Source organism: Limosilactobacillus reuteri subsp. porcinus (genome assembly GCF_036621895.1).
Lineage (GTDB): Bacteria > Bacillota > Bacilli > Lactobacillales > Lactobacillaceae > Limosilactobacillus > Limosilactobacillus reuteri_J.
The window spans coordinates 1-1,110 of record NZ_LN887338.1 but is presented as its reverse complement, the minus strand read 5'-3'; the positions used below and the strand labels follow the sequence as shown (position 1 = coordinate 1,110).

The following is a 1,110-nucleotide window of genomic DNA, read 5'->3' as shown; positions in this document are numbered from 1 at the left end:
TACCCATGCCGGGCGCACAAAAAGAACAAAAGAATAATTTTTCGGGATATAAAAAAATCATCTTTTGTTCCTTTAAAAACAGTTTATTCTTTTATCATTAGATATTTGATTATAAAACACAATTAGTATTGCGGGCCGTCGCTAACGTAGCCATTATCTTCTTGACTATAAGCAGGGGCACTTGATTCTCGTGCAGGAGCAGTCGGTGTAGGATTACTAGAAGTTCTATTTCCTCCACCATTGCCACTATATCGTGGACGAGAAGTATTGTAGCTTCTTGAAGTTCCTCCGTTATTCGATGAAGCTGCTGTCGTGCTGCTTGAACTTTCACTGTTACTTTGCGCAGTGGAAGCAGTCGAGCTTGAAGACGAGGGAACTGTGCTACTTGCTGAGGAAGCAACTGAAGAAGAGCTAGAACTTACTGAACTACTACTTGATGAACTTTCTTGGGCATTATCATTTCCCTTAACCTTTAACTGCTTGGTTATCTTTTGATCACCACGTTCAGCAATAATATCATAGGTGCCAGCTACATCAAATGTATAAGTATGGTTAACCAATGATTCTCCCTTACTTGCCTTAAATGTCTTAACTATCTCTTTGCTCTTATGTCCCCGGATTGTCAAAGTAGTTTGTGGAGAAACCTTAAACTTAACTTTTGCTTCTCCATTATCATTTAAAGTAACTTTCCGATCAAACTGAATCGAAACCTTACCCAAATTATCACTGTCGGAAGCAGCATATTCAACATTCTCGGTCTTATCAGTTTGAGCTGGCTTTGCTTCTTGGCGATGTGAATGAATGCTACCAAAAATTATTCCCCCAACACAAATTACTAAGACAGCGACCAGCGTCCAGTTAAAAAAGATACGGCCCCCACTCACGAAATTATTACCGTTGCGGTTCTTCCGTAACTGAGAAAAATATTGAGCAGCTAAAATAATAATCGCAATAACTGCTAATACTATCATTAAATTCATTACTCGCATAATTAACTCACCAAATCCATCCTATTCTTTTTCTATTTACACAAATCCATCATAGCATCAATTAAACCTTTTCTTAACGCTTTTACTAAATTTGTAATATAAATCGAGTAGGAGATAATTG

The 1,110-nt window shown here is 37.7% G+C and carries 1 protein-coding gene; it reads right to left on the bottom strand.

Going from position 1 to position 1,110, the window contains the following annotated elements:
• Window positions 1-122: 122 nt before the first annotated feature.
• Entirely contained in the window at window positions 123-989 is an 867-nt protein-coding gene (locus tag AACL61_RS01530; protein ID WP_339110890.1) for a hypothetical protein, read from the bottom strand.
• Between the last annotated feature and the right edge of the window lie 121 nt (window positions 990-1,110).